This is a genomic window from Reyranella sp., assembly GCF_004297405.1.
GTDB lineage: Bacteria > Pseudomonadota > Alphaproteobacteria > Reyranellales > Reyranellaceae > Reyranella.
Genome location: NZ_SCVC01000003.1, coordinates 1 through 26,302 on the forward strand (window position 1 = coordinate 1; position 26,302 = coordinate 26,302).

Below are 26,302 nucleotides of genomic sequence, written 5' to 3' on the forward strand. Positions count from 1 at the left end.
CGATCGCTTCAACCTGTCGCTGGGCGGCGGGCTCGGCAAGATGATGGGCAAGATGTTCCGCATCGGCCACATGGGCGATCTCAACGAGCCGATGCTGCTGGGCTGCCTCGCCACGACCGAACTTGCGATGAAGGCATCGGGCGTACCGTTCGTGCCAGGTGGCGTGGATGCTGCGATCAAGTCGCTGGCGAACTGAAGCCCGCTCGCCCGGCCAGTAGCTGGGCAAGACGCTCAAAAGATAGTCACGTCGCTGCTTCTCGACAGCGACGTGCGTGTGCGCTTCTTCTGATTACCGTGATTGGCAGCGCGATCCGCATTGGCACGGATCGTGCTCCTCTCACCGCCTGCGGGACAACGTAGTTCCACAAAGTCGCGTCCAATGGCGGGCGCTCCAGGCAAAGCAGCCGATCGTTTGCGCTTTTTCGCATCCAACGCGGGGAAGCCTTCCGCAGGCTGTTGACGCTTTTGGGGGATGCCAAGGATATGACAGAGAAGCTCGTCATCATTGGAAACGGCATGGCGCCGGGGCGGATGCTGGAGCATCTCCTGGAGAGTGCGCCTGGCCGCTACAAGGTCACCATCTTCAACGCCGAGCCGCGGGTCAATTACGACCGCATCATGCTGTCGCCGGTCCTCTCGGGTGAGAAGGACTACGAGCAGATCATCATCCATGGCGATGGCTGGTACGTCCGCAACGACATAACGCTCTACAAAGGCCACCGGATCGAAGCGATCGATCGCGAAGCCCGCACCGTCACGTCCGCCGAGGGCGTGACTGAAAGCTACGACAAGCTGGTCATTGCCACGGGTTCTCTGCCGATCATCCTGCCCGTGCCGGGGCACGATCTCGCGGGTGTGCTCAGCTATCGCGATCTCGACGACGTCAACGCGATGCTGCTGGCAGCCCAGTCGCGCACCGAGGCCGTGGTCATTGGCGGTGGCCTGCTCGGCCTCGAAGCGGCGGCCGGTCTGCAGGCGCAGGGCATGAACGTCACCGTCGTCCACCTCATGCCGAGCCTGATGGAGCGCCAGCTCGATCCTGCCGCAGGCTACTTGCTGCAGAAGGCGTTGGAGGAGCGCGGGATCAAGGTGTTGACCAAAGCCAACACCAAGGCGATCCACGGTGCCGGCAAGGTCGAGGCGGTGGAGCTGGCCGACGGCACGATCATCCCCGCGAGCCTGGTGGTCATGGCAGCGGGAATCCGCCCCAACGCGGCGCTCGCAAGAGACGCCGGGCTGGCCGTCAATCGCGGCATTGTAGTCGATCAGGGCATGCGCACATCCGATCCCGCCATCTTCGCCCTCGGTGAGTGCGCCGAGGTGGGCGGCCATGTCTATGGTCTCGTGGCGCCGCTCTACGAGATGGGACGCATCGCCGCCGCGCGACTGGCAGACGACGAGACGGCCGACTTCGTCCACAACGACACGCCGACCAAGCTCAAGGTTACGGGCATCGATGTCTATTCGGTCGGTGACTTCGCCGACGGCGACGATCGCGAAGAGATCGTGCTGCGCGATGCAGCAGCCGGTATCTACAAACGCGTCGTCCTGAAAGACGACCGCATTGTCGGCACCGTGCTGTTCGGCGAAGTGGGTGACGGCGCCTGGTTCAACGATCTGAAGAAGAAGGCGGCCAATGTATCGTCGATGCGCGATACGCTGATCTTCGGCCAGGCCTACCAGGGCGGCAGCACGTTCGACCCCAAGGCGGCTGTGGACGCGCTGCCCGGCGATGCCGAAATCTGTGGCTGCAACGGCATCTGCAAGAGCCGGATCGTCGATACGATCAAGGCCAAGGGACTCACCTCACTCGACGACGTGCGGGCACACACCAAAGCCTCGGCCTCCTGTGGCTCGTGTACCGGCCTTGTCGAGCAGCTCATGGAGCTCACTCTCGGCGACACCTACAACCGCACCGCGGTCCAACCGATGTGCGGCTGCACAGCGCTGGGTCACGACGAGGTGCGACGTCTGATCAAGGCCAAGTCGCTCAAGACCGTGCCTGCCGTGATGCAGGAGCTCGAGTGGAAGACCTCGTGTGGCTGCGCCAAGTGCCGGCCCGCCCTCAACTACTATCTCGTCTGTGACTGGCCCGACGAATACGCCGACGACTACCAATCGCGCTTCGTCAACGAGCGCGTGCACGCCAATATCCAGAAGGACGGCACCTTCTCGGTCGTGCCGCGCATGTGGGGTGGCGTCACCAGCGCCGCCGAGTTGCGGGCCATCGCCGACGTCGTCGACAAGTTCGCCATCCCGACCGTCAAGGTAACCGGCGGCCAGCGCATCGACATGCTGGGTATCCGAAAGGAAGACCTGCCCGCGGTCTGGGCGGACCTCGGAAAGGCCGGCTTCGTATCGGGCCATGCCTACGCCAAGGGACTGCGCACAGTGAAGACCTGCGTCGGCACCGACTGGTGCCGCTTCGGAACACAGGACTCGACCGGCTTCGGCATCCGCATCGAAAAGTTCATGTGGGGCTCGTGGACTCCGGCCAAGGTGAAGATGGCGGTGTCCGGCTGCCCGCGTAACTGCGCCGAGGCCACTTGCAAGGATGTCGGCGTGATCTGCGTCGATTCCGGCTACGAAATCCACTTTGCCGGTGCAGCCGGCCTCGACATCAAGGGCACCGAAGTACTGGGTCTCGTCAGGACCGAGGACGAAGCGCTCGAACACATCGCAGCCCTCGTCCAGATGTACCGTGAACAGGGCCGCTACCTCGAACGCATCTACAAATGGGCCAAGCGCGTCGGCATCGACGAAGTGCGCCGGCAGATCCTGCATAATGGCGAGACGCGGCGCGCCTACTTCGACCGCTTCGTCTTTTCGCAGAAGTTCGCCCAGGTCGATCCCTGGTCCGAGCGGGTCTCGGGGAAGGACAAGCACGAGTTCCGGCCCCTGGCGGCCGTCGGCTTCTCCGAAGCGGCGGAGTGAAGAACATGAGCTGGATTGCCATCGGTTCCCTCGACGACATCCCGGTCCGCGGCGCGCGTTGCGTGAATACACCGCTCGGTCGGATAGCGGTGTTCCGTACCGCCGAGGATCAGGTCTTCGCCATTGAGGACCACTGCCCCCACAAAGGCGGGCCGCTGTCGCAGGGCATCGTGCACGGCACATCGGTGACCTGCCCATTGCACAACTGGGTGATCTCCCTCGAGACCGGCAAGGCGCTCGGCGCCGACGAAGGCCAAACCCGCACGCATCCGGTCAAAGTCGAGGACAGGCGACTGTTCATTGCCCTGGAGCGCTCTGCCAAGGCAGCCTGACGATGCCGGATGTACGATGGGTCAGAAGTCCGGCGTCTTGCCGGTCAGGGCGGCGACGAAGCGTTCCGGCTTCAGTGCCGAGAGGCGGGTATCGCGACTGACGGCGGGCTCGAGCTGGACACCGTGCACCGGATCGAAAGTCGCCGTTTCGGGATGGAAGGCATAGAGCTGGCCTTCTGCCAGATTGAACCACCACGCGTGCAGCACCAGCTTACCGGCCGACACCCGCTCGGCGAGCCAGGGAAAGCCCATCAGGTTCTTCACGCTGTTGACGACGGCCGCCTGCTCGACGGCGCGCACGACCTCTGCGCGCGGGCGCCCCGCCATCTCGCGAACCACGATGTCGCGCGTCTCGCGGGCGACGCTCGTCCAGGTCGAGAGATAATCGAAGCTGGCGAAGGCGCTATCTTGCCCGTCGACGAGCGCGGCAATGCCACCGCACAGCGCGTGACCCAGGATGACCACATGCTCGACCTCGAGCCCGCGCACGGCATATTCGATGGCAGCGGAGGTACCGTGCTGCCGTTCGTCGGGCGGAATCTGCGCTGGCGGCACCATGGCCGCAACGTTGCGAACGGTGAAAATGTCGCCTGGCTTGGTCTGGGTCAGAATGCCCGGATCGACGCGGGCATCGGAGCACCCAACGATCAATATCTTGGGCGACTGTCCCTCGGTCGCCAGCTTCTCGAACAGGTCGAGATGCTCGCGGTAGTAGCCCAGGCGGAAATCCGCAAAACCCTTGAGAAGCCGTTCCAGCGCCATGGGTTACCTTGTGCCTGTTTACGGGGTGCGGCGACATAGACGATGATGCCGCATTCTACAAATCCAACAGTTTGTGCGGTATGACTGAAGAACTCCTCTACGAGAGGCGCGGCGACATCGGCTGGGTGACATTCAACCGGCCGAAAGCACGCAACGCGCTGACTTTTGCCATGTATGAAGGGCTGGCCGAGATCTGCGGTCGGGTCGGCGAGACCAAGGAAGTCCGTGCCCTGGTTATTACCGGCGCTGGCGAAAAGGCCTTCGCCGCCGGCACCGATATCGCCCAGTTCAAGAGCTTCGAAAGCGGTGACGACGGCATCGCCTATGAGCGCAAGATCGATCGCATCGTCGGTGCGATCGAGGCCTGCGCCGTGCCCACGGTCGCAGCCGTCTCGGGCTTCTGCACCGGTGGCGGTGCGGCGATTGCCGCCGTCTGCGACTTCAGGATCGCCGCCGCCAATGCCCAGTTCGGCTTCCCCATCGCCCGCACTTTGGGCAACTGCCTGTCGATGGCCAATTATGCTCGGCTGGTCGCCCTGGTCGGCCCCCAGCGGGTCAAGGAAATGCTGATGCTGGCCAAGCTCATCGACGCTCCGGCGGCACTGGCCTGCGGGCTTGTGAGCGAACTGCTACCGGACCCGACGGCCCTCTATGCCCGGGCCGAGGAACTGGCCCGGACGCTTGCCGGCCACGCACCGATTACCATGCAGGTCACCAAGGAGGCGCTGCGACGACTTCAGGCGCGTTTAGGCGACGAGAATATCGACGATCTCGTCAGACTGGCTTACGGTAGCGCCGACTTCCGTGAGGGCATGGCGGCCTTCCTGGAGAAGCGGGCGCCCAAATGGTCTGGCGCCTGACTAAGGAACGACCATCGAGGGGGACGTAATGATACGGATTGCCAAAATTGCTACGGTTCTGGGCCTGTGCGTAGCCGCCGCCGCCTGCCAGAATCCGAAGCAAGTGATTGCGAACAAGGAAGACATGATGGTCGCGGCTGGCTTCAAGTTCGTGCCCGCGAACACGCCGCAGCGCCAGGCGGCCTTCCGCAACCTGCCGCCGCACAAGTTCTCGCGCGAGATCAAGAACGGCCAGGTCTTCTATGTCTATCCTGACCCGACCGTCTGCGTGTGCATCTACGTCGGCAACTCGGCGGCCTACGGCACCTACCGCAACAACGTCTTCCAGAAGAACCTGGCGGACGAGCAGCAGATGACGGCTGACGAGAACGCCATGAACGATTGGGATTGGGGCCCCTGGGGCGGCTATCCCTATCCTGGCTGGTACTACTAGCCGCAAGCCTACGGCTGCCAGAACCACTTCCCGGCCTCCGCGCTTTGCTGCGCGGAGCTCAGGCCAAGATCGGCCAGCGCACGAGCGTCAAGCATCGTGAGCTGGCGACGCGTACGGTTACGGCACCGCCAGAGTGCGAGTTTGGCCTGCAGAGAGTGCACGAACCCGGCAACGCGAGGCGGTGCCGGACCGACGATGATTTGAAGAATGTGCTGCATGGCCGGACAATGCCGGGCGGGCATTGTCCGGTGTTACGGCCTCCGTCGAAGCGTCAGAAGTGCGCCTCGACAGAACCCAGTCCCACGAAGCTGCCGCGGGCGCGAGTGCCCGGCGGAAAATAGCGCAGACCGGTCCATGAACCGGTCGTGATCGCCTGTCCTGCACGGAGGCCACTACGGTGGCGCACCGCATGGTCGATCATCCAGGCAAGCGGCCGCAACGGATCAACGGCACCGAGCCCACCTTTTTGATCGACGACCGTTTGGCCGTCGATTTCGAGCATCACCCGGAGATTCGCCCAGTCCAGACCTTTCCAGTTCTGGATCGCCCCACCTACCACCAGCGCATGGTTCATCTGGTTGTCGGCGAGAAGCCATTCCGGATCGAGCTGCTGGAAATTGGCAAGCCTCGTGTCGACGACTTCCATGCCGACAAAGGCATCGCCGACGCTGGAGAGAGCTTCGTCGTAACCGACCGGCGTGTCGCGCGCTTCGATATCGCGCGCGATATGGAAAGAGATTTCGATCTCGATACCGATCATGTGCATCGCCTTGCCGTCGAAACGCGCCGGAGAGGCCACGAGTGCACCGGCCAGAAGCGGCGCGGGATTGGGTTCTGCCGTCGGCGTCCGCGCGCCGACTTTCCAACCGGCGACTGGTCCTGTCGCTGCGGCTACACCATCCTGAATGGCATAGACCGCAGAGCGATCCGGTAGGGCAATCGGGGGCGCCACCTGCGTGCCGGAACGCCGTGCTTCCAGGAGGGTCCGCACGGCGTGGGAAATGTCGATGCTCATGTTAAGCTCGCACAAAACGACGAAAAGCTGGAGGAACAATGCCCTACGCGAGCGGGCGCGTCATTCACGACGCCGACGCCCACATCATGGAAGTGCCAGGCTTCCTCGAGGATCATCTCGAATCTAGGCATCGGGCGACAGTGACCGACAAGGTGCTGTTCCCTCGGCACGAAGGTTTTCATAGCCATCTCAAGGACGATCATCGGCAGGGTGTCGCCGATGGAAGCGGTTTCGACGAAGCGCAGATCATGCTCGCCAAGAACTGGGATGCGCTCGGTGCCTATCGCAAGCAGGATCGTCCGCGGTCGGTCGAGCTGCTGGGCTTCGCCAGCCAGCTCATGTTCACGACGGCCCTGCTGAATTACTCCTCGGTGCTCGAAGGTGGACGCGATCCTGACCTCGCCTACGCCGTGGCCCGCGCGCATACCCGCCACATGGTGGATTTCTGCTCGGTCGATCGCCGGTTGCTGCCCACAGGCTATGTGCCGCTGATCGACTTCGAGTGTACCGCCAAGGCCGCGCGCGAAGCGATCGACCTCGGCGCCAAGGCGCTGATGATCCCCTCGCGTTGCCCCGACACTCATTCGCCGAGCCATATTGGCTTCGATCCATTGTGGGCCGTCGCCCAGGAAGCCGGCCTGCCGATCGTGTTTCATGTCGGCGGCGGCGGGAAGCTTCTGGAGGAAGCCTACTTCAACAATGGGCTGCCACCGGTCCCTGACTTCCACGGCGGCGACGATAACTTCAAGTCGATCGACTACATGGCCATCGCCTATCCACCGATGAAGGCGTTGACCGCGTTGATCGTCGATCGCGTGCTGGACCGCTTCCCGCGACTGAAGTTCGGTGTCATCGAGCAGGGCGCGTCGTGGGTGCCGGGCTGGATGCGCAACATGGATAGCGCCCACAACGCCTTCTACAAGAACGAGGAGCGGCTGCAGAAGATGTCGCTCAAACCCTCGGAGTTCGTGGCCCGACAGGTTCGCGTCACGCCCTATCCGCACGAGGATGCCGGCTGGATCATCGCCAACACGGCCGACGAGGTCTGCCTCTTCTCCTCGGACTATCCGCACGTCGAAGGTGGTCGCCACCCTATCAAACGCTTCGAGGCCTCGATGGAAAAAGCCGGCACCAGCGAGCGGCAGAAGCAGAAGTTCTATTGCGACAATTTCATCGACATGATGGGCAACGGCCTCGCCGCCGATCTGCGCCATCCGACACAGGCAGCAGCATGAAGACCTACTCGACGCTTCTTCAGAGCCAGACCGGCGCGGTCCGCACCATCACCACCAACCGACCGGACGTGCTGAACGCGCAGAGCCGTGTCCTGCTCGAGGAATTGGACGACGCTTTTCTCCGTGCCGCCGACGATCCCGAGGTGCGGGTCATCATCCTGGCGGGTGCCGGCAAGCATTTCTCCGCCGGTCACGATCTCGGCAGTCCGCAGGAGATGGAGGATCAGAAGAAGACGGCGCTGGAGCCCGGCTTCAAGGGCGAGTACCGGCGCCTGTGGGAGCGCTTCTTCGAGAACACGATGCGCTGGCGCGACCTGCCCAAGCCCACCATCGCCCAGGTCCAAGGCTACTGCATCATGGGCGGCATGATGATCGCGTCGGCTTGCGACATCATCATTGCGAGCGAGGATGCGCAGTTCGCGGACCGCGCCGTCAAATGGGGTGGCTCGCACGTCCAGTATTTTTCGATGCCGTGGGACTTCGGCCCTCGCAGGACCAAGGAGTATCTATTCACCGGCGAATTCGTCTCGGCGGCCGAGGCCGAGAAGGCAGGCCTGGTGAATCGCGTGGTGCCACGGGAGAAACTTGAGACCGAGACCATGGCGCTGGCCCAGAAGATCGCCGAGCGCGATCCTTATGCGCTGAAGCTCGCCAAGGCCTCAGTCAACGAGACGCAGGACGCCCAGGGCTGGCGGCAGGCCATGGAAGGCGCCTTCAAGAACTACATGCTGACCATCCCGCATCGCATGGAGATGGGCACCTATGGACCTGCTGCCCGCGAGAAGGCCCCGAAGGACCGTTTCGCTGTCCTCAACAAGAAGGCAGGCTAGCGCTTCGGCGTGACGACCGGCGGCCGCGGCGGTGCTTCGAGGCCGGTCGGCACCTTGAAGGTGAGCGTGGTCACGAACCGCATCGTGTCATAGGCCTCAGTACCGTGTGTACCGGGCGTGGAATCCATCGCCGTCACCTCGATCATGTAGGTTCCCTTCCACGGCAGATCGACGTCGAACGCACCGTTGTCGTCGGTCTTGAGTTCACGCTGCCAGCCGGTCTCTGTGGCAACCTCGACCTTCGCCTTGGGCAGCGGCTTGCCGTCATAGAAGACCTTGAAGGCGCCCGGCTTGCCCGTCGGCACGATGTCGAGGGGGATCAACGGCTTGCGCTCGGAGAAGTCGCTGACGTAGCGCGCCGACAGCCGGCCCAGCGTTCGCGTGACCTTGTCGCCCTGCTTGCGCTCCGTGACGCGCGCCTGCTCGGCAACGACACTGCCGGTGCCGGCCGAAGCACCACCGAGCTGGAATGCCGTCGCGCCCTTCTCGACCTTCAACGCCGTATCGCCGGAAGTACCGAACGCCTTGGCGGCCGGCAGCGGCTCGAAGCGATCAAGCAGGCCTGGCGAACCCTCGCGCAAATTCTCGCCGAACTCGCCGAAATAGAGCTGAAAGCCGTCGCCCTCCGGTTCGATCCAGAGCGCATGCGCCGACGCAGCGGCGGTGAGCGACAGCCAAAGAAGAGCGGCGATGACAAGACGCATGACGATGTCCTCCGGAGGAGAGAAATACTCGCGGAGGCGACCGATTACTAGACGCAATCTAAAACACAAGGAGTGAAGGCAGGCGACCTGAAGGCCGCCTGCCCTCTCCCGCGGATCAGGCCGCGCGGCGCTTACGCTCAGCCATTTCGATGCCCATCGCATGGGCAACGGAAGGCCGCTGCAGGTGCTTCTGATAGTAGGCGTTGATCGTCGGCCATTTCTTGAGATCGACACCCACGAAGCCGAACCAGTTCAGGAGCGTGACGAAGTAAGCATCGGCCACGGTGAAGTTCGTGCCGACCAGCGTGTCGCGATCTCCCAGCTTCTTGGCGAGATAGTCCAGCGTCGGCTCCATCAGGGCGCGGGCCGCCGCCTTGGTCGGCTCGGCTGCGGTCTGGGAGAAGACGTTGGCGAAGATGCGCTTGTGCACTTCGGTCGAGAGATAGTTCAGCGTGTCGATCAGCTCGTAGCGCTCGATCGTCCCCCAAGCCGGGGCCAGCGCAGCGTCGGGCTTGCGATCGGCGAGATACTGGAGGACCGACGGCCCCTCGTTCAGGATGCGACCATCCTCCAGACGCAGCGCTGGGACATATCCCTTAGCAGAGATCGCAAAGTAATCACCACCATCGTCGGTTTTCTTGTTCTCGATGAACCTGACCTTGACCGGCAGACCGGCCTCGACAGCCGTGATATGCGACGCCAATGAACACGCAAGTGGTGAAGCGAAGAGTTCCATCGCATCCTCCTTAATTTTGTGCGATGTAGTACATAAATATGCGGTGGAAGCGACGTCAAGGATAATTATGCGAACCAGTACAGAATCAACGAAGAAGCCTCGCGGCCGCCCTCGTTCCTTCGATACGGCCGAGGTCCTGGAGCGCGTGCGCAGCGTGTTCATGGAGAAGGGCTTTGCAGCCACCTCGCTCGACGAGCTGTCCGAAGCGGCCGGCCTCAACCGACCGAGCCTCTATGCCGCCTTCGGCGACAAGGAGCAGCTCTACATCCAGGCTCTGCGCTTCTACGGCACCAAGAGCGTGGAAGCACTCGACACGATCCTGGCCAGTGCCGGCTCGATCGAGCAGCGCCTGGGCAAGGTCTATATGGCGGCCATCGACCTCTACACAGCGCCGCCGACCAAGCTCGGCTGCATGATCGTGGGTACGGCCGCAGTGGAGTCGCCGACCCACCCGAAGATCGCCGCCGCTGCTGCCGAGCTTCTGGCCAATATCGAGAAGAGTCTGGAGCGCGCCTTTGCTGCCAGTGAACTTCCACCTGAGCCGACGCCGGCTGCTCGCGCTCGCATGGCCGGTGCCATCATGTATGCCATCGCCATTCGCGCCCGCATCGGCATGAAGGCCGCCGAGCTGCGGGCCTTCGCCAACTCGATGGTCCCGGTGATCTGCCGGTAGAGTGCACCTCTCGCCGTGGTAGACTGGCGTATGGATCAAAAGGCGCCCCATCCGTGGAGCCCGGGCTTCCGGACGTTGGCGGAGGAACACAGCTACCGCGTCGAGGAAATCGACGGCGCTGTACCAACTGCCTTGCGCGGCACCCTCTTTCGCAACGGATCAGGCCGCAACGACCTGGGCGGCCAGTGGTTTCCGCACTGGTTCGACGGCGACGGCATGATCTCGGCGATCCGCTTCGCCGACGATGGCATCCACTACCGCAATCGATATGTCGCGACCGAGAGCTATCGCGACGAGGCGAAGGCTCAGCGCATCGTTCATCGCGGCTTCGGCAAGATGCGACCCTACGGCATGCTGGGCAATGCGTTCCGCCAACCGGCCAATGTCTCGAACACATCGGTCGTGATGGAGAACGGCAAGCTCCTGTCCCTCTGGGAGGGTGGGCCGCCGACAGCAATTGATCCTACGACACTCGACACCAGAGGCATCGAAACCTACGCCGGCGCGCTGAAGGCTTTTTCGGCTCACCCCAAGATCGATCCCGCAACCGGTGAGCTGTTCAACTTCGGCATCGACTATGGCGCCAAGACGACGTTGACCCCTTACCGGCTGGAGCGCGGCATTGCGACCCGCCTGCCGCCAGTCACTCTGCCCTATCCGGTGATGAACCACGATTTCGTGCTGACCGAGCACTTCCTGGTCTTCTGCATCGGCCCTATCCTCGTCAAACCGATCAAGTTCCTGCTGGGCTTCAGCAGCTTCGACCGCGCGCTGCATTGGGCAGGCACCAAGCCCACTCTGATCCTGCTGGTGCCACGCGACGGACGCGGCGCGCCGCGGCTGATCGAAACCGATCCGTTCTTCCAGTTCCACTTCGCCAATGGCTTCGAGCAGGACGGTGCGCTGATCCTCGATCTCGCGCTCTATCCCGACTACCTCACGATCGGCCAGACGTTACGTGACTACTGGCGGTCGGACTGGCCGGCCAAGGGCATGGCTGCGCTGACGAGGCTCACGGTCGACCTCGCGACGGGGCTTACGCATCGGCGCACCTTTAACACCGGCGTGGCCAACGAGTTTCCGACGATCAACCTCGCTTTCACCGGCCGCCGGCAGCGCTATGCCTACATTGCCTGCAATCCGGCAGATCGCACGATCGGCCTGCAACAGCAGCTCGCGCGTATCGACTTTGAAAGTGGCGCCGTCACGCGACACGATTTCGGGCCGAACGGCTATCCCGGAGAGCCGTTGTTCATTCCGACCGGCGACGCAGAGGATGACGGCGTCATTGTCACGCTGGTGTTCGATAGCGTGAGCAACAAGACTTCGATCGTCGGCCTGGATGCGCGCGATCTCGCTGCCCGGCCGCTCTTCACCGCCAGGCTACGCCATCACGTGCCGTTCTCCCTGCACGGTTGTTTTGCTGCCGCAAATGACAAAACGCCGCCCGGTTGAAACGGGCGGCGTTTCTCGATCTCAGCCTACTCCTGAGGGATCTTCGCTGTCTTGACGACGACGCCCCATTTGTCGATTTCCGCGTCGACAAACTTCCGAAACGCCTCGCCTGATACCTTGCCCGCCGCAACACCCTGGCTGGCGAACTTTTCCGCCAGGGCCGGATCTTCCAGAATCCCGGCGACCGCCGTCACCAGCCGATTATAGACCGCGGGGTCCGTTACCTTCGGCATGTAGAGACCGAACCAAGCGGTTGCCTCGAAGCCTTTCACGCCGGCTTCGTCCAAGGTCGGCACGTCCGGCAGCGAGGGCGCCCGCTCCTTCGATGTCACGGCCAGTACGCGCAGCTTGCCGGACTTGGCATTGGGGATGACCGTCGGCAGCGTGTCGAACATGATCGGGATATGTCCGGCAACGAGGTCATTCATCGCCGGCGCGGCGCCCTTGTAGGGCACATGGACGATATCGACGCCCGCCATCTGCTTGAAGAGTTCGCCCGACAGATGGTTTGCCCCGCCCGTGCCCGCCGAACCGAACGAAAGCTTGCCCGGCTCCTTCTTTGCCAAAGCGATCAATTCGGCCACGTCCTTGACCGGAAAGTCCTTGTTGACCACCAGAGCGTTGGGCGCCGTGGCAATCAAGGCGACCGGCGAGAACTCGGCCTTGGTGTCATAGGGGAGCTTGCTGAAGAGGCCCGGGTTGATGACATGGTGCGTCGCCGTCAGCAGCAGCACCGCGCCATCGGCCGGCGACCGTGCGACCACTTCCGAGCCCACGGTGCCTGAGGCACCGGCGCGGTTGTCGACGATCACCGAGATGCCGTACTTCGCATTCAGTTCCTGGGCGACGTAGCGCGCCAAGATGTCGGTCGTGCCGCCCGGCGGGAACGGCACGATGATGCGCATCGACTTCGGTAGTTCTTGCGCTACAGCACCGCCGGCAACGAGACCGAATGCCAGGCCCAGCGCGGCCCTTCTCAAAAGCTTCATGCCGCAGCTCCCTTCGGCAGCGGGAACTCGACCATGGCCTCGCCGACCGCGACCTGTTCACCCTTCTGGTTGCGCACCTGCACGTCGAGCAGCACCCAGCGCGACTTGTGCGTGACCTGCCGGGCCTTGATGGAGGCCGTCGGCTGGATAGTGTCGCCCGGCCGTACGGGCTTCACCCATCGCGTCTCGAGCCGGCGATGGACACCCTCGGGTGGCAGCCAATCGGTAATCATGCGCGAGATCAGGCCGAAGTTGTTCATGCCGTGCATGATGATCCCGCCGAAGTTCGTCCGGCCGAAATCGCCCTTCATGTAATCGTCGTCGAGATGAAGCGGGTTGTAGTCGAGCGAGGCGTCGCAGAAGAGACGGATCGATTCGCGCGACACGGCGAAAGATGGTCCGTTGATCACGTCGCCATCGTGAAGCTTGTCGAAATCGGTAGTCATGTTCGTATTCCTCACGTCGGCCGGATGGTCTGGCCGCGGCCGGAGCAGATGACCTGGTCGTGCTGGTTGAAGAAGACGTTGTCGTGCACGACGAACAGCCGCTGGCGCTTAATGAACTTGTCGAGCGCACGCGCTTCGAGGCGGATCGTGTCGCCGGGGCGGGCGTGGGTGTTGTAGCTCCACGACTGACCGGCATTGATCGTGCCGGGACTGCGCATCCAGTCGTCGGCCGGCGTGCAGGAAAACATCAGCAGGATGTGAATCGAGGGCGGCGCGACCAGCCCGCCATGCGGACCGGCCTTCGCGACCTTCTCGTCGAGATAGAGCGGATTGGTTTCGCCGACCGCCTTGCAGTAAAGCGCGATCGCTTCCTGCGTCAGCAGGTAGGGCTGCGTCTTGCGCGGCTCGCCGGGCACGATCTCGTCCCAGCTCTTGCGCAGGTTGGCGTCCTTCCAGAAGTCGGTTTCGAAGTTTTGCGCTTGCGCCATTGCGTTTCTTCTCCTAGTGTTCGCCAGGCGTACATTATTTGTGTCTGGCGAACATCCATGGCAGCTACCAAGCCCCCTGGCAAGACAGTGGCGGTAAAGGAAAGCGACGGCTTCGTGCGAGCGATCGCCCGCGGTTTCGGTGTCGTCGAGGCGCTCGGCCGCCCTCCCGGCCGACACACGCTGTCCGAAGTGGCGCGGCTTGCAAACGTCACGCGCGCAACGGCGCGCCGCATCTTGGCGACCCTGGTGGCGATGAGATATTGCGCCAGCGATGGGCGCTACTTTCAGCTCCGGCCGCGGGCGCTGGGGCTCGGTCTTTCCTATCTGAGTTCCCTGCCATTCTGGGCGAACTCACACCGGACCGTCGAAAGCCTGCGCGACGAGACGTCCGAGTCCTGCGCCCTGGCGGTCCTCGACGAGACGGAGATCGTCTATGTGCAGCGCCTGCCCTCGCGCCGAATCCTTACGACCAATCTCGGCGTCGGCAGCCGCCTCCCGGCTCACGTTGTATCGTTGGGCAGGATCCTTCTGGCTGCCACTCCAGCGCCGGATCTCGACCGGCTTCTCGGGCAGGTCGAGTTCAAGAAGCTGACGCCGCGCACCACCGTCGATCCGCACGTCCTGCTGAAGGAGCTCATGAAGGTCGTGGAGCAGGGCTATGCCTGGGTCGATGGCGAACTCGACCTCGCGATCTGCGGCATGGCCGTTCCGGTCCGCAAGCCGTCGGGCGAGGTGATCGCCGCCCTCAGTATCAACACCATCTCGGGCACGCTGACCGAAGCCGGCGCCAAGCGGCGTTTCCTGCGTCCCCTGCAACAGGCCGCCCGGGACATCCAGATGCAGATGCCGCAGCAATAGCCTCGCCGTCCGGCGATGATAGACTTCCCGTCCGGCGGTGATCGGGCCGCCGCGCTGGACTGGGGATGGAAGACATGGATTTCACAGGGAAGGTCGCTCTGGTTACCGGCGGCGGCAATGGGATCGGCCGGGCAGCCTCCTTGGGCTTTGCAAAGCACGGCGCGAAAGTCGTGGTGGTCGACCTCGACGGCTCGGCCGCTGACGCCACGACCGGCATTATTCGTCAGAATGGCGGCGAAGCCATCGCCGTGACGGCGGACGTCACCAAGTCCGCCGACGTGAAAGCCTATGTAAAGACAGCGATAGAAACGTTTGGACGGATCGACTGCTTCTTCAACAACGCTGGCATTGAAGGAAAGGTGACGCCGACCGCCGAGTACGACGAGGCGATCTTCGATGCCGTGATCGGCGTCAATGTGAAAGGCGTGTTTCTCGGACTGCGTCACGTCCTGCCGGAGATGATCCGGCAGGGCAGCGGCTCGATCGTGAATACCGCCTCCGTAGCCGGTCTGGTCGGAACGCCCGGCATGCCGGCCTACGTCGCATCGAAGCATGCCGTGATCGGATTGACCAAGACTACGGCAGGCGAAGTCGCACGGCAGGGCGTGAGGGTGAACGCCGTGTGCCCCGGGCCGGTCGACACACGCATGATCCACGCGCTGGAAGAACAGATCGCGCCCGGTGACGCCAGCGCGATGGGCGAGCGCTATCGGGCCGCGCAACCGACGGGGCGTTATACGACCCCCGAGGAGATCGCCAACATGGTCCTGTTTCTCTGCTCAGACCTCGCGGCCAATACCACCGGCGGCCAGTTCGTGGTCGATGGCGGGCGAACCGCGACGGGCGGTGCCGTCACGAATCTCGCAGCCAAGCCGGCGTCACGTTAGCGTATTGGCATGACGCGTCGGACAGCCGTCAGTAGTCGTAGACGTTGACGGCCTTCGCCACCAACTTCTCGAGCGCTTGCGCCATTGCTGTCACGGTCGCCTCGTCCTTGATGCCGTACTCGGCGGCGAGGCGATCCAGAGCGTGGTAGCCCACCCAGACGCGGCCACGGCCATCTTCCCACACCGACAGACGCAGCGGCAGATCGAGCGCAACTGCCTGGTTGTCCTGCATGAGCTTGGTGCCGACCTTGGGATTGCCGAAGACCAGAACCTTGGTCGGTCGTAATTGCATTCCGGCCTGCTGCGCGTTGGCGCTGTGATCGAAGGTCGCGAAGACCGGTACATTCTGCGCCTTGAGCCGCGCCTCCAGCCGGGAAACGGTTTCATCGACCGGGAACTTGCTTTCCTGCGCCACGATCCCTTCGGAAGCCACGCCCGCGCCGAGGCCCGCTTTGTACGAGTCGGCGATGTCCCGCGCGAGGACGGTCAGGTCCAAACCTTCCTTGTTCACGAGCAAGGTTACGCAAACCAGATCGTCGACCGCCGTGAAGCGGCTGAGATAGGCACTGAAGCCTGGCGCGGATCCCTTGATCTCCATGAAACCGGGATGGTGCGTGAACTCCCAGCCGGCCATGGCCGGAACAATCGTCCCGTTGCCGAGCTTGGTCGGCTTGTAGATGAGTGCCCGGTTCGCCTCGCTCTTGACGAGAATGCCACCCGCCAAGGCGATGTCCCAGGCGCTGATATCCTCCGCTGACGACCAGAGATCGCCGAAGGCAAAGAGATTTGCCGACGTCTTGGGGTCCGTTGCCACGAGCTTGCCGTCGACAGTCTTGTGACCGGTCGCAGGTTCGACGGGGTTGATGAAGGCGATCTCGGACGTGAAGCGGCTGTGCTGCTTCTTGCCAGCGGCCTTGGGTGATCGATCGGTAAAGGACTTCGTCGGAAAGTCGCCGACGAACATGGTGCTGCGCAGGCCCAGCGGTTCGATCTGATGCCGCGTCACATAGTCGTGGAAGGACATGCCGCTTGTGCGTTCGACGATCATCCCAAGCAGAAGGAAATTGGTCGCGCTCAGCCGCACCTGGCTGCCGCGCTCGAACAGAACCGGCGCCGCGGATACCGCCGCCAGCAGCTCAGCCGGCTTATAAGCGCGACTCGAGTCGAAGCCAGGAGCTGCCCGATAGTCGGGAATGCCTGAGGCATGCTGCAGGAGTTCCAGCACCGTGGTCTTCGCCCAGGCTGCAGGCAGGCCCGTCAGATGCTTGTCGATGGCGTCGTGAATATCGAGCTTCTGCGTCTCGTGAAGCTGGAAGATGGCGACGGCGGTAAAGCCCTGCGTCAGCGGGCCGATGTTCCATGTGGTTCGCGTCGAGGCCAGCTCATCGTGCGTCAGGCTCGCGCGACCGTATCCGGCAGAGCGCGGAATATAAGGCGCCTGGACGATGGCCATCGCCAGCCCCGGCACGTCATGTTTCTCCATGAACTCGGCAATGCGCTGATCGATGAACTTGCCGCGCACTTCCAACGCCGCCTTGCCGCGCGGACCGTCCGCCGGGGTTGCATTGGTAGATTGTGCGAGAGAGGGGCTGCCTGATAACCCCAGGGCCAACGTCATAACGGTCACCACAAAAGCCAATGTGCCTCGACCCACCATCCGCCCTGCCCCTCATTATCGTCAACTATTAGTAGTGGCCGCGCAGGGCGCTCCGCAATCGCGCAATAGCGCGCTCGATCTCGACTTCCGGCGTTCCGGCATAGCCGAGAATGAGGCCGTGCTCTTTCTTTGCGCCGACATAGCAGGCTGAAAGCGACGCGACACTGACTGAAGCCGCCGCGGCAGAAGCAACCGCCGAAACGTCGTCGAACGTCGGCGCAAGAGCGGCATGAGGTCTGGCAACCACATGCATGCCGGCAGGATCTGGCGTCACCTCGAGGAGACCGGCGAGATGGTGTTGCGCCGAGGCGATCAACACCTGCTGACGGCTGGCATAGAGGAGACGCGTGCGCCGCAGATGCGCCGCGAGATGGCCCTCGGCAATGAAACGAGCCAATGCCCCCTGCCCCAGCAGCGAGGCGCGCGGAGACACACCCACCATGATCTTCTCGGCCGCATCGACGAGCGAGGCCGGCAGGATCAGGAAGCTCAATCGCAGCGTAGGAAACATGAGCTTGGAGAAGCTCCCAAGATAGGCTACGCGCCCGCTGCGATCCAAAGCGCGCAACGGCGCGAGCGGACGACCCGAGTAGCGATACTCGCCATCGAAATCGTCCTCGACGATCCAGCTTCGCGTGCGCTCGGCCCAGCTCAGCAACTCGAGACGTCGCTGCAAGCCGAGTACGATCCCGAGCGGGAACTGATGAGAGGGCGCCACGACCGCCAGGCGTGCCTCCGGCGCCAAGGCCAGCGCGGCATCGAGCGAGAAGCCCGAGGCATCGACCGGTACCGGCACCGTCCGCACGTCGGCCGCGGCCAACCCTTCGCGCGTGCCGCGAAAGCCGGGATCCTCGATCCACGCCGCGTCGCCCGTGTCTAAAACCATGCGCGCCAAGGTCGCGATGCTCTGGCGAAGGCCCGACGTGACGACGACAGCGCGTGGGTCGCACGCAAAGCCGCGGGCGATACCCAGGTAAGACGCAATCGCTTCGCGCAGACCGGGATGGCCGAAGGGATGTGGCGCGCCTGCCACCTGCCAGGATGGCTTGCGCCATTCCTGCTCCAGCAGCTTGGCCCAGAGCCGATAGGGAAAGGCCTCGCGGTCGGGCTGCCCGAGAGGAAAGGCGATCGCTGGATCGCCGAACGGCGCCTGCGGCGAGAGGCCAGTTGCCAGGAGTTCGACGGCGCGGCGAGACAGGATCGGCTCGTCCGCCGCCCCACCTGCCGGCGGTACATCGACGCTGGGCGAGACCAGCATCTCCTCCGGCAAGTTCGCCGCAACGGAGATTCCAGATCCGGCCTGCGTGACGAGATAGCCTTCGGCGATGAGCTGATCGACCGCCAACAGCACCGTTCCCCTAGCGCAATCGAGCTCCTTGGCCATCAGGCGCGACGACGGGAGCTTTGTTCCGGGCGCCAGCCGCCGTTCGAGGATCGCGCGACGGAGCTGCTCGCCGATTTGCCGATGCAATGGCTCGGACCGGGTTGGGTCGAGCACGATGCCCAATGGGGGCGCTTTGCGGGCGCGCGGCCTCATAACTGGTACAGCCTACTTTCGCTAAACTGGATCTTTCTTATAGACCATATCAGCAGCATGGTCCGCCCCGAACTGATCCAGCAGGAGTGCGGAAACATGACGAGCGTGACGACAGCGGAAGCGACAGTGACGGCAGAGGCGGACGGCGCCGTGTCGAGCTTTGCGGTCTCGCCGGTCAACAAGGTCAAGCGCGTGCACGAGCGGGGACGCTACGACAAGAAGACCATCTACGAAATCCTGGATGCGGCACTGGTCTGCCACATCGCCTATGTCATCGACGGCCGACCCTACTGCACGCCCACGAGCTTCTGGCGCGAGGGCGATCACCTCTATTGGCACGGTTCGTCGGCCAGCCGAATGATTCGCACCCAGAAGGAAGGCGTCGATGTCTGCCTTACCGTCACGCATCTCGATGCGCTGGTCATGGCGCGCTCGGGTTTCCACCACTCAGTGAACTATCGCGCGGTGATGGCGTTCGGAAAGGCGCACATTATCGACGACGTCGACCACAAGCTGAAGCTGATGGACCGGTTCATCGACCGCATCTACCCCGGCCGCTCTCAGCTCATCCGTCAGCCCAACAAGCAGGAGCTGAAGGCGACGACGATGATGGGCATGGAGATCGAGACTGCGTCGGGCAAGATCCGCGACAAGCATGTGGCGGACGACGAGGAGGATTACGAGGCGGTACCCGCCTGGTCGGCGCTTTATCCGATCACGCAGGTTCTGGGCGCACCGTCCGACTGCCCGCGCCAGCTCGCCGGCCTGACGCGGCCCGACGAAATGGTCGACTTCGCGCCCGGCGACCGGCTCGATGAGATTATGACCAAGACCTATCGCCGGACGTTCGGCGACTGAACGATTGCTACGGCGCCGCTATCTCTTGCGGCTGAAAAGCAAGTCGAGTGGCGTAGGTGCGGATATCGTCCGGCCAATCAGAAACGTGCTGCTCGAAACGAGGGCGGTCGTTCGCGAACAGCGCGCGAGCGGCCTCCTCGAAGCCCGGCAAATTGCCCGCCATTGCCGACATGAAGCGATAGGCCGCCTCCTTGGCGGCTCGTAATGCCTGCCCAGGACCGCCGGTTCGCCGGGCCTCGTCCACGAGCTTTCGAAGCGCCACCGAGGCGCCGCCTGGTTGAGCGGCAAGCCACTCCCAGTGGCGCGGCAGGAGCGTCACTTCACGACCGATTACACCCAACTTGGGGCGCCCCCGCCCGCGACGCTCAGGGCTCGGCTGCGATAGCGATAGGCGTTCGATGACATCGGCTCTGGTGCCACGAAGGTCGAAATCGAGAGCACGACCCGTCGCGTCGTCGAAGACGAGGACAGGGTCAACCGTCCCGCGCTCAGTCGCGGCCTTCACCGCCAGGACGACCTCGACCAGGGGGCCGGCGAACAGCAACCGGCTGCCTTCAAATGCGGTGTACGAGGCGGAGGCATGGTCATTCGTCATGCCATATTTTTACCCTGGTAAAATATCTTGAGTCAATATTACCCGTATAATATTAGAGACCCATGAAGACCATCGACAGAAAAGCGGCGATCGCAGCCTACAAGGAGCGAAAGGCCGTCATCGGGATCTATCTGGTTCGTTGCCTTGCCTCGGGCGAAGTCTGGGTCGGGCAAAGCCCGAACCTCGATACCGTCCAGAATCGCATCTGGTTCACGCTCCGCCAGGGCAGCAGCCCTCATCCGAGCCTTCAGAAAGCCTGGCGCGACCATGGCGCCGACAGCTTCGTTTTCGAAGTCGTCGAACACCTCGAGAATGAAGAGTCGCCCTACTTCAGGGACGCGCTTCTGAAGAGGCACCTGGAGCACTGGCGATCAAAGCTCCAGGCCGAAGCCATCTAAAACGTCCGGCTAGGGCTTTACCTGGTCGGCCAGCCAATCGATCGCCGCTTGGGCGCCGCCCTTGGCATGTGGGATGCCGAGCGCACCGAGGCCGATCTCGATCACACTCAACGTGCCGAGCATCATCGGTGCGTTGACGTGGCCCATATGGGCAACGCGGAAGCCCTTACCGGAAAGGTCGCCGATGCCGTGGCCAATGATGACGCCGCACTTCTGATTGCAATAGGCCCGTAAAGTCTCGGGGTCGTAGCCGTTCAACTGCACCGTGGTGACGGTGTCACAGCGCTCGCTCGGCTCGATAATGTTGAAGCCGATCGCCTGGCCTTCCGCCCAGATGCCGACAGCGCGGCGTGTCGCCTCGGCCAGCAGCCGATGACGCTGGTACACATTCTCGAGACCTTCCTCGAACAGCATGTCGAGGGCCTGGCGCAGGCCGAACAGCAGATGCTCGGGCGGCGTGCCGGCGTATTTTTGGTAATGGAGATCGCCCTCGCGATCGGTCCAGTCCCAATAGGGCGTGCGCAGCCCGGCCTTCTTGTGCACCTCGCGCGCGCGGTCGTTCGCGGCGACGAAGCCCAGGCCCGGTGGCGCCATCAGGCCCTTCTGGGAGCCCGACATGGCGACGTCCACGCCCCATTTGTCCATCTCGAACGGCATGCAGCCCAGCGACGCCACCGCGTCGACCATCAGCAGCGCGTCGTGTCCCGCGGCTCGCATTGCCTGGCCAATCGCGGCGATGTCGTTCACCACGCCCGAGGCCGTATCGATCTGCGCCACGAGCACGGCTTTAATGGTGCCGCCCTTGTCGGCCTTGAGGCGCGCCTCGACTTCGGCCGGCCGCACGGCGCGACGCATGTCGCCCTTCAGCACCTCGACCTCGACGCCCATGCGGCGGGCATTGTCGCCCCACCCTATGGCGAAGCGGCCACTCTCCAGCACCAAGATCTTGTCGCCCTTGGAGAGGACGTTGGTGAGCGTGGCTTCCCAGGCGCCATGGCCATTGGCGATGTAGATGTAGGCCCGGCCCTTGGTGCCGAACACGCGAGCGACGTCGCGCAGCAGCCCGTCCGTCAACGCAAGCAACGGGCCGGAATAGATGTCGACGGCCGGACGATGCATCGCCCGCAACACCTCGTCAGGCACCGTCGTCGGTCCGGGAATGGCCAGGAACTCACGCCCCGCACGCACGCTCATCTTCTGCCTCCGAGCTCTTCCGGTGTCATGATTGCCACCGGCACGACGCTACACTCACAAAAAATCGCGGTGCTGGTACCGGTTGTGCTGACGACCGGAAATCCAGGCACCGCGATGAAAAGATTAGCATAGCCGAAGGTAGGCGAGGAGATTCTCCTGCGTATTGGCCACCTGCAGCCGAAGTATCGCTTCGCGTCCCCGTGAGCTAGTGACGGCTCAACTCGGCGCGTCCCACCACCATGTGATGTACCTCGTCCGGACCGTCGGCGAACCGGAGATGCCGCTGGTTGGTGTACATGTCGGCGAGCGGCGTCCATTGCGAGATGCCAGTGGCGCCGTGGATCTGGATTGCCTGGTCGATGATCTGGCACACCCGCTCGGGCACCATGGCCTTGACCATGCTGACCCACACGCGCGCTTCGCGGTTGCCCAGCACGTCCATCGCCTTGGCCGCCTTCAGCACCATGAGCCGCATCGCCTCGATCTCGATACGCGCGCGCGACACGGTTTCCAGGTTCTTGCCGAGCTGGATGAGCTGCTTGCCGAACGCGGTGCGGTTGGAGCCGCGCTTCACCAGCAGATCGAGCGCCTTCTCAGCCTGGCCGATCGAACGCATGCAGTGATGGATGCGGCCCGGGCCGAGGCGCACCTGCGAGATCTCGAAACCGCGACCCTCGCCCAGCAGGATGTTCGACTCAGGAACGCGGACATTCTCGAACTTGAGATGCATGTGGCCACGCGGTGCATGGTCATGCCCGAAGACCTGCATCGGCCCCAGGATGCGCACGCCAGGCGTGTCCATCGGCACCAGGATCTGCGACTGCTGGAACTGCGGTGAGGCATCGGGGCTGGTCTTGACCATGACGATCATGATCTTGCAGCGCGGGTCGCCGGCGCCGGAGATGTAGTACTTCTCGCCGTTGATCACCCACTCGCCGCCGACCAGCTCGGCGCGCGTAGCAACGTTCTTGGCATCGGAAGAAGCGACGCCCGGTTCGGTCATCGCATAGGCCGAGCGGATCTCGCCGTTCAGCAGCGGCTTCAGCCACTTCTCTTTCTGCTCATGCGTGCCGACCCGCTCGAGAACTTCCATGTTGCCAGTGTCTGGCGCCGAGCAGTTCAGCGTTTCCGAGGCCAGTGGCTGCTTGCCGAGCTCCGCGGCGATGTAGGCGTAGTCGAGGTTGGTCAGACCCTGCCCGATTTCTGAGTTGGGCAGGAAGAAGTTCCACAGGCCCGAGGCCTTTGCCTTGTTCTTGGCGACCTCCAGCAACTCAAGTTGGCCCGGCGCCCAGCTCCACGGATCCTTGCGGCCTTCACCCAGTCGGAAGAACTCCTCGGACATCGGAGCCACATTCTCGTCGATGTGCTTCTTCACCGCGTCGAACAGCGGCTTCGCCGCCTTGGACATGGCGAGATTGTTCAACTCGGCATCGAGATCGGGGCGGGGAGCCGCGGCGGCCTTGGCTTGCATGGGAATTTCCTCTGTTCGAACGGTTGCTCGTCCATCCCTACAGACCTCCCTTGATAGGTCAATCCTCACCCTGCCCGGATGCTCCCCGGCAATTTCTGGCTGCGAAAAGCGAGCGTCCGGCCCCCTTGCCCCGGCGCGCTCAGGCCTCATGCTGTCGGCCAAACTGGAGGAACGCCTTCATGAAGTTCGGCATCTTCTATGAACTGCAGTTGCCGCGGCCCTGGAACGAGGGCGACGAGCACAGGCTCTATCTCAATGCCCTGGAGCAGCTCGAACTGGCCGACCGTCTGGGCTACGACCATGCCTGGCAGGTCGAGCATCACTTCCTCGAAGAATATTCTCATTCGCCGGCGCCCGAGTCCTTTCTCGCGGCCGCCAGCCAGCGAACGAAGAAAATCCGCCTTGGCCACGGCATCTACCAGTTGACGACCAACCATCCCGCCCGGGTCGCCGAACGAGTCGCCACGCTTGATCTGCTGTCCAGTGGCCGTTGCGAGTTCGGCATGGGCGAAAGCGCGTCCATCACCGAACTGGAACCGTTCGGCGTCAACATGGAGAACAAGCGCGAAGTCTTCGAGGAAGCGGTCCGCGCGATCCTCCCCATGTTCAAGGATGGCCCGAGCGAGCATCAGGGCAGGTATTTCAACATGCCGTTGCGCCATGTGATGCCCAAGCCGCTGCAGAAGCCGCACCCGCCGCTTTGGGTTGCCTGCTCCCAGCTCGAAACCCTGGCCAAGTGTGGTGAATGGGGTTTCGGAGCGCTCGGCTTCCAGTTTGTCTCGGCGGACGCCGCCCATGCCTGGGTGCATGCCTACTACAACGCCTTCGTGAAGCGGCAGAAGAAGCTCGCCGACTACAGGACGAATCCGAATATTGCTCTCGTCTCGTTCTTCATGTGCGCGAAGACGGACGAAGAGGCACGTGAGCGTGCCGACGGCTGCACCTTCTTTCAATTCGCGTTGCGCTTCTATGGGCAATCGGCAGGCCGTGCGAGACCGCCGGCCGGCTCAGTCAACATGTGGGACGAGTACAACAAGTGGAAGAAGGCCAATCCCGAAGCGCACGCCGCGGCGCTGCGCGGTGGCCTGATCGGGTCACCCGAGACAATCCGGCGCAAACTCCGCAAATTCCAGTCGTCGAATATCGATCAGGTCGTCCTTCTCAATCAGGCCGGCAGGAACACGCACGAGCACATCTGCGAATCCCTGGAGCTTTTTGGAAAGGAAGTGATGCCGGAATTCCAGGCGGCACATCCCCAGCTCCTGAAGTGGAAGGAGCAGGTTCTGAACCGGGAAATCGAACTCGAAGAGATCGATACCTCTGCCTTCACGGATCGATATGGCGGGACCATGAAGGCCATTTCGCCAAGCACTGCGAAGGCCCAAGCCGCTGAGTGACGGACATCATCCCGGTGGATGCCAGGCCTAGGACGGTCCGCTGAGGGTGCACGAGTAGTGGAGCGTTCCAATATGGAGGTATTCATGACGACTCGTAGCAAGACGATCTTCTCAGCAGTCATTGCGATCGGCGTACTGATGGCTGGCGTAACGAATGCCGGCACTCTTGACGATGTCCGGGCGAAGTCAGACATCCGCATCGCATACCGAGAGGATGCTCCGCCCTTTTCCTTCAAGCGAGATAATGCGAATCCGACGGCCCCCGCAGGTTTCACGCTGGATCTCTGCCGATCCGTCGCGGCAAAGATCGGCAAGCAACTCGGGATCGCCGATCTCAAGCTAACGTACGTGCCCGTCACCTCCACCAACCGTTTCGAGGCGATCACCGACGGCAAGGCAGACTTGCTATGCGAAGCCACGACCCAGACACTCAAGCGGCGCGAGGCAGTTTCCTTCTCCCTTCCGACCTTCGTGGACGGCGCGACCTTCATCATTCGAGCCAATGGGCCGAAGGACATCAAGAGTCTCGAAGGCAAGAAAGTAGGTGTGCTGGCGAACACCACGACGGAGGCTGATCTAAAGCGTGCTCTCGAGGCAGGCCGGATTAACGCCGAAGTTATCGTTGCCAAGACACACAAGGAAGGCATCGACGCGGTGGAGAAAGGATCAACCGCCGCCTACTACGGTGACCGTGGCATACTCACTTTCCTTCTTGTGCAAAGCGGGCCGCAGTCCGGGCTGATGATTGCGGACACCTATCTCAGCATGGAACGCTACGCGCTGGCCTTGCGACGCGGCGACGAGGATTTTCGTCTGGCTGTCGATCGCGCACTGAGTGAGATCTATCGCTCCGGCGAAATCGCCAAGATTTTCGCCGCTTCCTTCGGTCCAGCCGCGAAACCTTCTGAATCGCTGCTCGGAGTGTACATGATGTCTGCCTTGCCAGAATGAGTGCAGCAGGCAGGAATGCGGAGCAATGGCCGCTCGCCAGTTCTTATTGCTGGCGACTCCCAGGCCCCGATAGTGCCTAGAACGCACCTCCGGCGATCAGGTCGAACCGCGACCGGAGCTCGTCGACCGTGGGGACACGATCAGCTTCGAGTTCGGGATACTCCTTTTCGAGTTCATGCCGATCGAACTCATCGAGGTGCAGGTCCGCAGCATTGTGGTCAGTCTCCAGAACATTGAGCGCATTGTGGAGATGAAACACCTGCCAGCGCGCGGGCATCTCGTGACGCGCCGCTTCCAACTTTGCCAACCGGTCTCCGAAGCGTTCAAAGACCTTCTTGCGATCGTCCGACATTGTGCCCTCCCGAAGCCTCTGATCGCTCACTGTAGCTGGATGGCTTTAGTCCACAAGGGCAGGCCCAATGACAGTGACGCAGCAGGCCGTTCGTGCCACCCTGAAGGCAAGGAATATCCAAATCTCACCGGGAGGGAACAATGCTGCACGAGCTTGGCGCTTGGCTCCGCATCATTGCGGCCGCAAGTGCAATCCTGGCGATTGTCGGATTGGTCATCACCGCGGGTGGCCCCGTGTTGGAGCTTGTAGCGCTCC

General features: G+C 62.9%; 28 protein-coding genes and 1 pseudogene. 15 read left to right on the forward strand and 14 right to left on the reverse strand.

What is annotated here, in order from left to right:
* From EPO50_RS00555 to nirD, 3 genes and pseudogenes are all read left to right on the forward strand, one after another.
* Positions 1–196 (forward strand): annotated as a pseudogene (locus EPO50_RS00555) (serine--glyoxylate aminotransferase); the annotation flags it as partial.
* 287 nt (positions 197–483) lie between these two features.
* A complete protein-coding gene (gene nirB / locus EPO50_RS00560; protein WP_296340690.1) occupies positions 484–2,934 on the forward strand; it encodes a nitrite reductase large subunit NirB in 2,451 nt (816 codons plus the stop codon).
* A 5-nt stretch (positions 2,935–2,939) separates the two neighbouring features.
* Positions 2,940–3,266 (forward strand): nitrite reductase small subunit NirD, encoded by a 327-nt coding sequence (gene nirD / locus EPO50_RS00565; RefSeq protein WP_296340691.1) that lies wholly within the window; start codon positions 2,940–2,942, stop codon positions 3,264–3,266.
* Between the two features lie 21 nt (positions 3,267–3,287).
* Here the strand turns inward: nirD and EPO50_RS00570 are convergent, their stop codons facing one another.
* Positions 3,288–4,028 (reverse strand): carbonic anhydrase, encoded by a 741-nt coding sequence (locus EPO50_RS00570; RefSeq protein WP_296340692.1) that lies wholly within the window; start codon positions 4,026–4,028, stop codon positions 3,288–3,290.
* A gap of 80 nt (positions 4,029–4,108) precedes the next feature.
* Here EPO50_RS00570 and EPO50_RS00575 point away from each other — a divergent pair, with 80 nt between their 5' ends.
* Entirely contained in the window at positions 4,109–4,888 is a 780-nt protein-coding gene (locus EPO50_RS00575; protein ID WP_296340693.1) for an enoyl-CoA hydratase/isomerase family protein, read from the forward strand.
* Between the two features lie 103 nt (positions 4,889–4,991).
* Positions 4,992–5,321, forward strand: coding sequence for a hypothetical protein (locus EPO50_RS00580; RefSeq protein ID WP_296340694.1), 330 nt, complete (start codon positions 4,992–4,994; stop codon positions 5,319–5,321).
* Between the two features lie 8 nt (positions 5,322–5,329).
* Here EPO50_RS00580 and EPO50_RS31460 read toward each other — a convergent pair whose 3' ends face one another.
* Both EPO50_RS31460 and EPO50_RS00585 read right to left on the reverse strand, forming a co-directional pair.
* Positions 5,330–5,563 carry a DUF1127 domain-containing protein gene (locus tag EPO50_RS31460; RefSeq protein WP_367268015.1) on the reverse strand — a complete coding sequence of 78 codons (234 nt, stop codon included), beginning with the start codon at positions 5,561–5,563 and terminating at the stop codon, positions 5,330–5,332.
* Positions 5,564–5,592: 29 nt separating this feature from the next.
* Positions 5,593–6,336, reverse strand: a complete 744-nt coding sequence (locus EPO50_RS00585; RefSeq protein ID WP_296340695.1) for a fumarylacetoacetate hydrolase family protein — start codon at positions 6,334–6,336, stop codon at positions 5,593–5,595.
* A gap of 38 nt (positions 6,337–6,374) precedes the next feature.
* Between EPO50_RS00585 and EPO50_RS00590 the strand changes: the two genes are divergently transcribed.
* Positions 6,375–7,571 (forward strand): amidohydrolase family protein, encoded by a 1,197-nt coding sequence (locus tag EPO50_RS00590; RefSeq protein ID WP_296340696.1) that lies wholly within the window; start codon positions 6,375–6,377, stop codon positions 7,569–7,571.
* Positions 7,568–8,401 (forward strand): enoyl-CoA hydratase, encoded by an 834-nt coding sequence (locus EPO50_RS00595; protein WP_296340697.1) that lies wholly within the window; start codon positions 7,568–7,570, stop codon positions 8,399–8,401. Before EPO50_RS00590 ends, EPO50_RS00595 begins: the two co-directional genes overlap by 4 nt.
* Here EPO50_RS00595 and EPO50_RS00600 read toward each other — a convergent pair.
* Positions 8,398–9,105 (reverse strand): DUF4198 domain-containing protein, encoded by a 708-nt coding sequence (locus tag EPO50_RS00600; RefSeq protein ID WP_296340698.1) that lies wholly within the window; start codon positions 9,103–9,105, stop codon positions 8,398–8,400. The two genes, EPO50_RS00595 and EPO50_RS00600, sit on opposite strands and share 4 nt — an antisense overlap.
* A gap of 115 nt (positions 9,106–9,220) precedes the next feature.
* Positions 9,221–9,841 carry a glutathione binding-like protein gene (locus tag EPO50_RS00605; protein WP_296340699.1) on the reverse strand — a complete coding sequence of 207 codons (621 nt, stop codon included), beginning with the start codon at positions 9,839–9,841 and terminating at the stop codon, positions 9,221–9,223.
* Between the two features lie 67 nt (positions 9,842–9,908).
* On the opposite strand from EPO50_RS00605, the gene EPO50_RS00610 reads away from it, so the two are divergent.
* Positions 9,909–10,514 (forward strand): TetR/AcrR family transcriptional regulator, encoded by a 606-nt coding sequence (locus tag EPO50_RS00610; protein ID WP_296340700.1) that lies wholly within the window; start codon positions 9,909–9,911, stop codon positions 10,512–10,514.
* A 30-nt stretch (positions 10,515–10,544) separates the two neighbouring features.
* Entirely contained in the window at positions 10,545–11,969 is a 1,425-nt protein-coding gene (locus EPO50_RS00615) for a carotenoid oxygenase family protein (protein ID WP_296340701.1), read from the forward strand.
* 26 nt (positions 11,970–11,995) lie between these two features.
* On the opposite strand, the gene EPO50_RS00620 is transcribed toward EPO50_RS00615, so the two are convergent.
* The 3 genes from EPO50_RS00620 to EPO50_RS00630 are packed head-to-tail and all read right to left on the reverse strand — an operon-like array spanning position 11,996 to position 13,892.
* Positions 11,996–12,958: a tripartite tricarboxylate transporter substrate binding protein gene (locus tag EPO50_RS00620; protein ID WP_296340702.1), complete on the reverse strand. Its 963-nt coding sequence runs from the start codon at positions 12,956–12,958 to the stop codon at positions 11,996–11,998.
* The gene (locus EPO50_RS00625) at positions 12,955–13,404 is read right to left on the reverse strand and encodes a MaoC family dehydratase (protein ID WP_296340703.1); all 450 of its coding nucleotides are present in this window, start codon (positions 13,402–13,404) and stop codon (positions 12,955–12,957) included. Before EPO50_RS00625 ends, EPO50_RS00620 begins: the two co-directional genes overlap by 4 nt.
* An 11-nt stretch (positions 13,405–13,415) precedes the next feature.
* Positions 13,416–13,892, reverse strand: a complete 477-nt coding sequence (locus EPO50_RS00630; RefSeq protein ID WP_296340704.1) for a MaoC family dehydratase — start codon at positions 13,890–13,892, stop codon at positions 13,416–13,418.
* 57 nt (positions 13,893–13,949) lie between these two features.
* Here EPO50_RS00630 and EPO50_RS00635 point away from each other — a divergent pair, with 57 nt between their 5' ends.
* Together EPO50_RS00635 and EPO50_RS00640 are read left to right on the forward strand one after the other, a co-directional pair.
* Positions 13,950–14,750, forward strand: a complete 801-nt coding sequence (locus EPO50_RS00635; RefSeq protein WP_296340705.1) for an IclR family transcriptional regulator C-terminal domain-containing protein — start codon at positions 13,950–13,952, stop codon at positions 14,748–14,750.
* Between the two features lie 74 nt (positions 14,751–14,824).
* Positions 14,825–15,637: a glucose 1-dehydrogenase gene (locus EPO50_RS00640; RefSeq protein WP_296340706.1), complete on the forward strand. Its 813-nt coding sequence runs from the start codon at positions 14,825–14,827 to the stop codon at positions 15,635–15,637.
* Positions 15,638–15,665: 28 nt separating this feature from the next.
* Here the strand turns inward: EPO50_RS00640 and EPO50_RS00645 are convergent, their stop codons facing one another.
* Positions 15,666–17,255: a serine hydrolase gene (locus EPO50_RS00645; protein ID WP_296340707.1), complete on the reverse strand. Its 1,590-nt coding sequence runs from the start codon at positions 17,253–17,255 to the stop codon at positions 15,666–15,668.
* A gap of 67 nt (positions 17,256–17,322) precedes the next feature.
* Complete coding sequence (locus EPO50_RS00650; protein ID WP_296340708.1) at positions 17,323–18,831, reverse strand: PLP-dependent aminotransferase family protein; 1,509 nt, start codon at positions 18,829–18,831, stop codon at positions 17,323–17,325.
* Positions 18,832–18,927: 96 nt separating this feature from the next.
* On the opposite strand from EPO50_RS00650, the gene EPO50_RS00655 reads away from it, so the two are divergent.
* Positions 18,928–19,689: a pyridoxamine 5'-phosphate oxidase family protein gene (locus EPO50_RS00655; RefSeq protein WP_296340768.1), complete on the forward strand. Its 762-nt coding sequence runs from the start codon at positions 18,928–18,930 to the stop codon at positions 19,687–19,689.
* Between the two features lie 7 nt (positions 19,690–19,696).
* Here the strand turns inward: EPO50_RS00655 and EPO50_RS00660 are convergent, their stop codons facing one another.
* A complete protein-coding gene (locus tag EPO50_RS00660; RefSeq protein ID WP_296340709.1) occupies positions 19,697–20,284 on the reverse strand; it encodes a DUF2239 family protein in 588 nt (195 codons plus the stop codon).
* Between the two features lie 62 nt (positions 20,285–20,346).
* Here EPO50_RS00660 and EPO50_RS00665 point away from each other — a divergent pair, with 62 nt between their 5' ends.
* A complete protein-coding gene (locus EPO50_RS00665) occupies positions 20,347–20,682 on the forward strand; it encodes a GIY-YIG nuclease family protein (RefSeq protein WP_296340710.1) in 336 nt (111 codons plus the stop codon).
* A gap of 9 nt (positions 20,683–20,691) precedes the next feature.
* Here the strand turns inward: EPO50_RS00665 and EPO50_RS00670 are convergent, their stop codons facing one another.
* Together EPO50_RS00670 and EPO50_RS00675 are read right to left on the reverse strand one after the other, a co-directional pair.
* The gene (locus tag EPO50_RS00670) at positions 20,692–21,876 is read right to left on the reverse strand and encodes an alanine--glyoxylate aminotransferase family protein (RefSeq protein WP_296340711.1); all 1,185 of its coding nucleotides are present in this window, start codon (positions 21,874–21,876) and stop codon (positions 20,692–20,694) included.
* A gap of 205 nt (positions 21,877–22,081) precedes the next feature.
* Positions 22,082–23,347, reverse strand: coding sequence for an acyl-CoA dehydrogenase family protein (locus tag EPO50_RS00675; RefSeq protein WP_296340712.1), 1,266 nt, complete (start codon positions 23,345–23,347; stop codon positions 22,082–22,084).
* Between the two features lie 179 nt (positions 23,348–23,526).
* On the opposite strand from EPO50_RS00675, the gene EPO50_RS00680 reads away from it, so the two are divergent.
* Together EPO50_RS00680 and EPO50_RS00685 are read left to right on the forward strand one after the other, a co-directional pair.
* Entirely contained in the window at positions 23,527–24,744 is a 1,218-nt protein-coding gene (locus tag EPO50_RS00680; RefSeq protein WP_296340713.1) for an LLM class flavin-dependent oxidoreductase, read from the forward strand.
* 84 nt (positions 24,745–24,828) lie between these two features.
* Entirely contained in the window at positions 24,829–25,695 is an 867-nt protein-coding gene (locus EPO50_RS00685; RefSeq protein WP_296340714.1) for an amino acid ABC transporter substrate-binding protein, read from the forward strand.
* 76 nt (positions 25,696–25,771) lie between these two features.
* On the opposite strand, the gene EPO50_RS00690 is transcribed toward EPO50_RS00685, so the two are convergent.
* Positions 25,772–26,047 (reverse strand): hypothetical protein, encoded by a 276-nt coding sequence (locus EPO50_RS00690; protein ID WP_296340715.1) that lies wholly within the window; start codon positions 26,045–26,047, stop codon positions 25,772–25,774.
* Positions 26,048–26,302 lie beyond the last annotated feature (255 nt).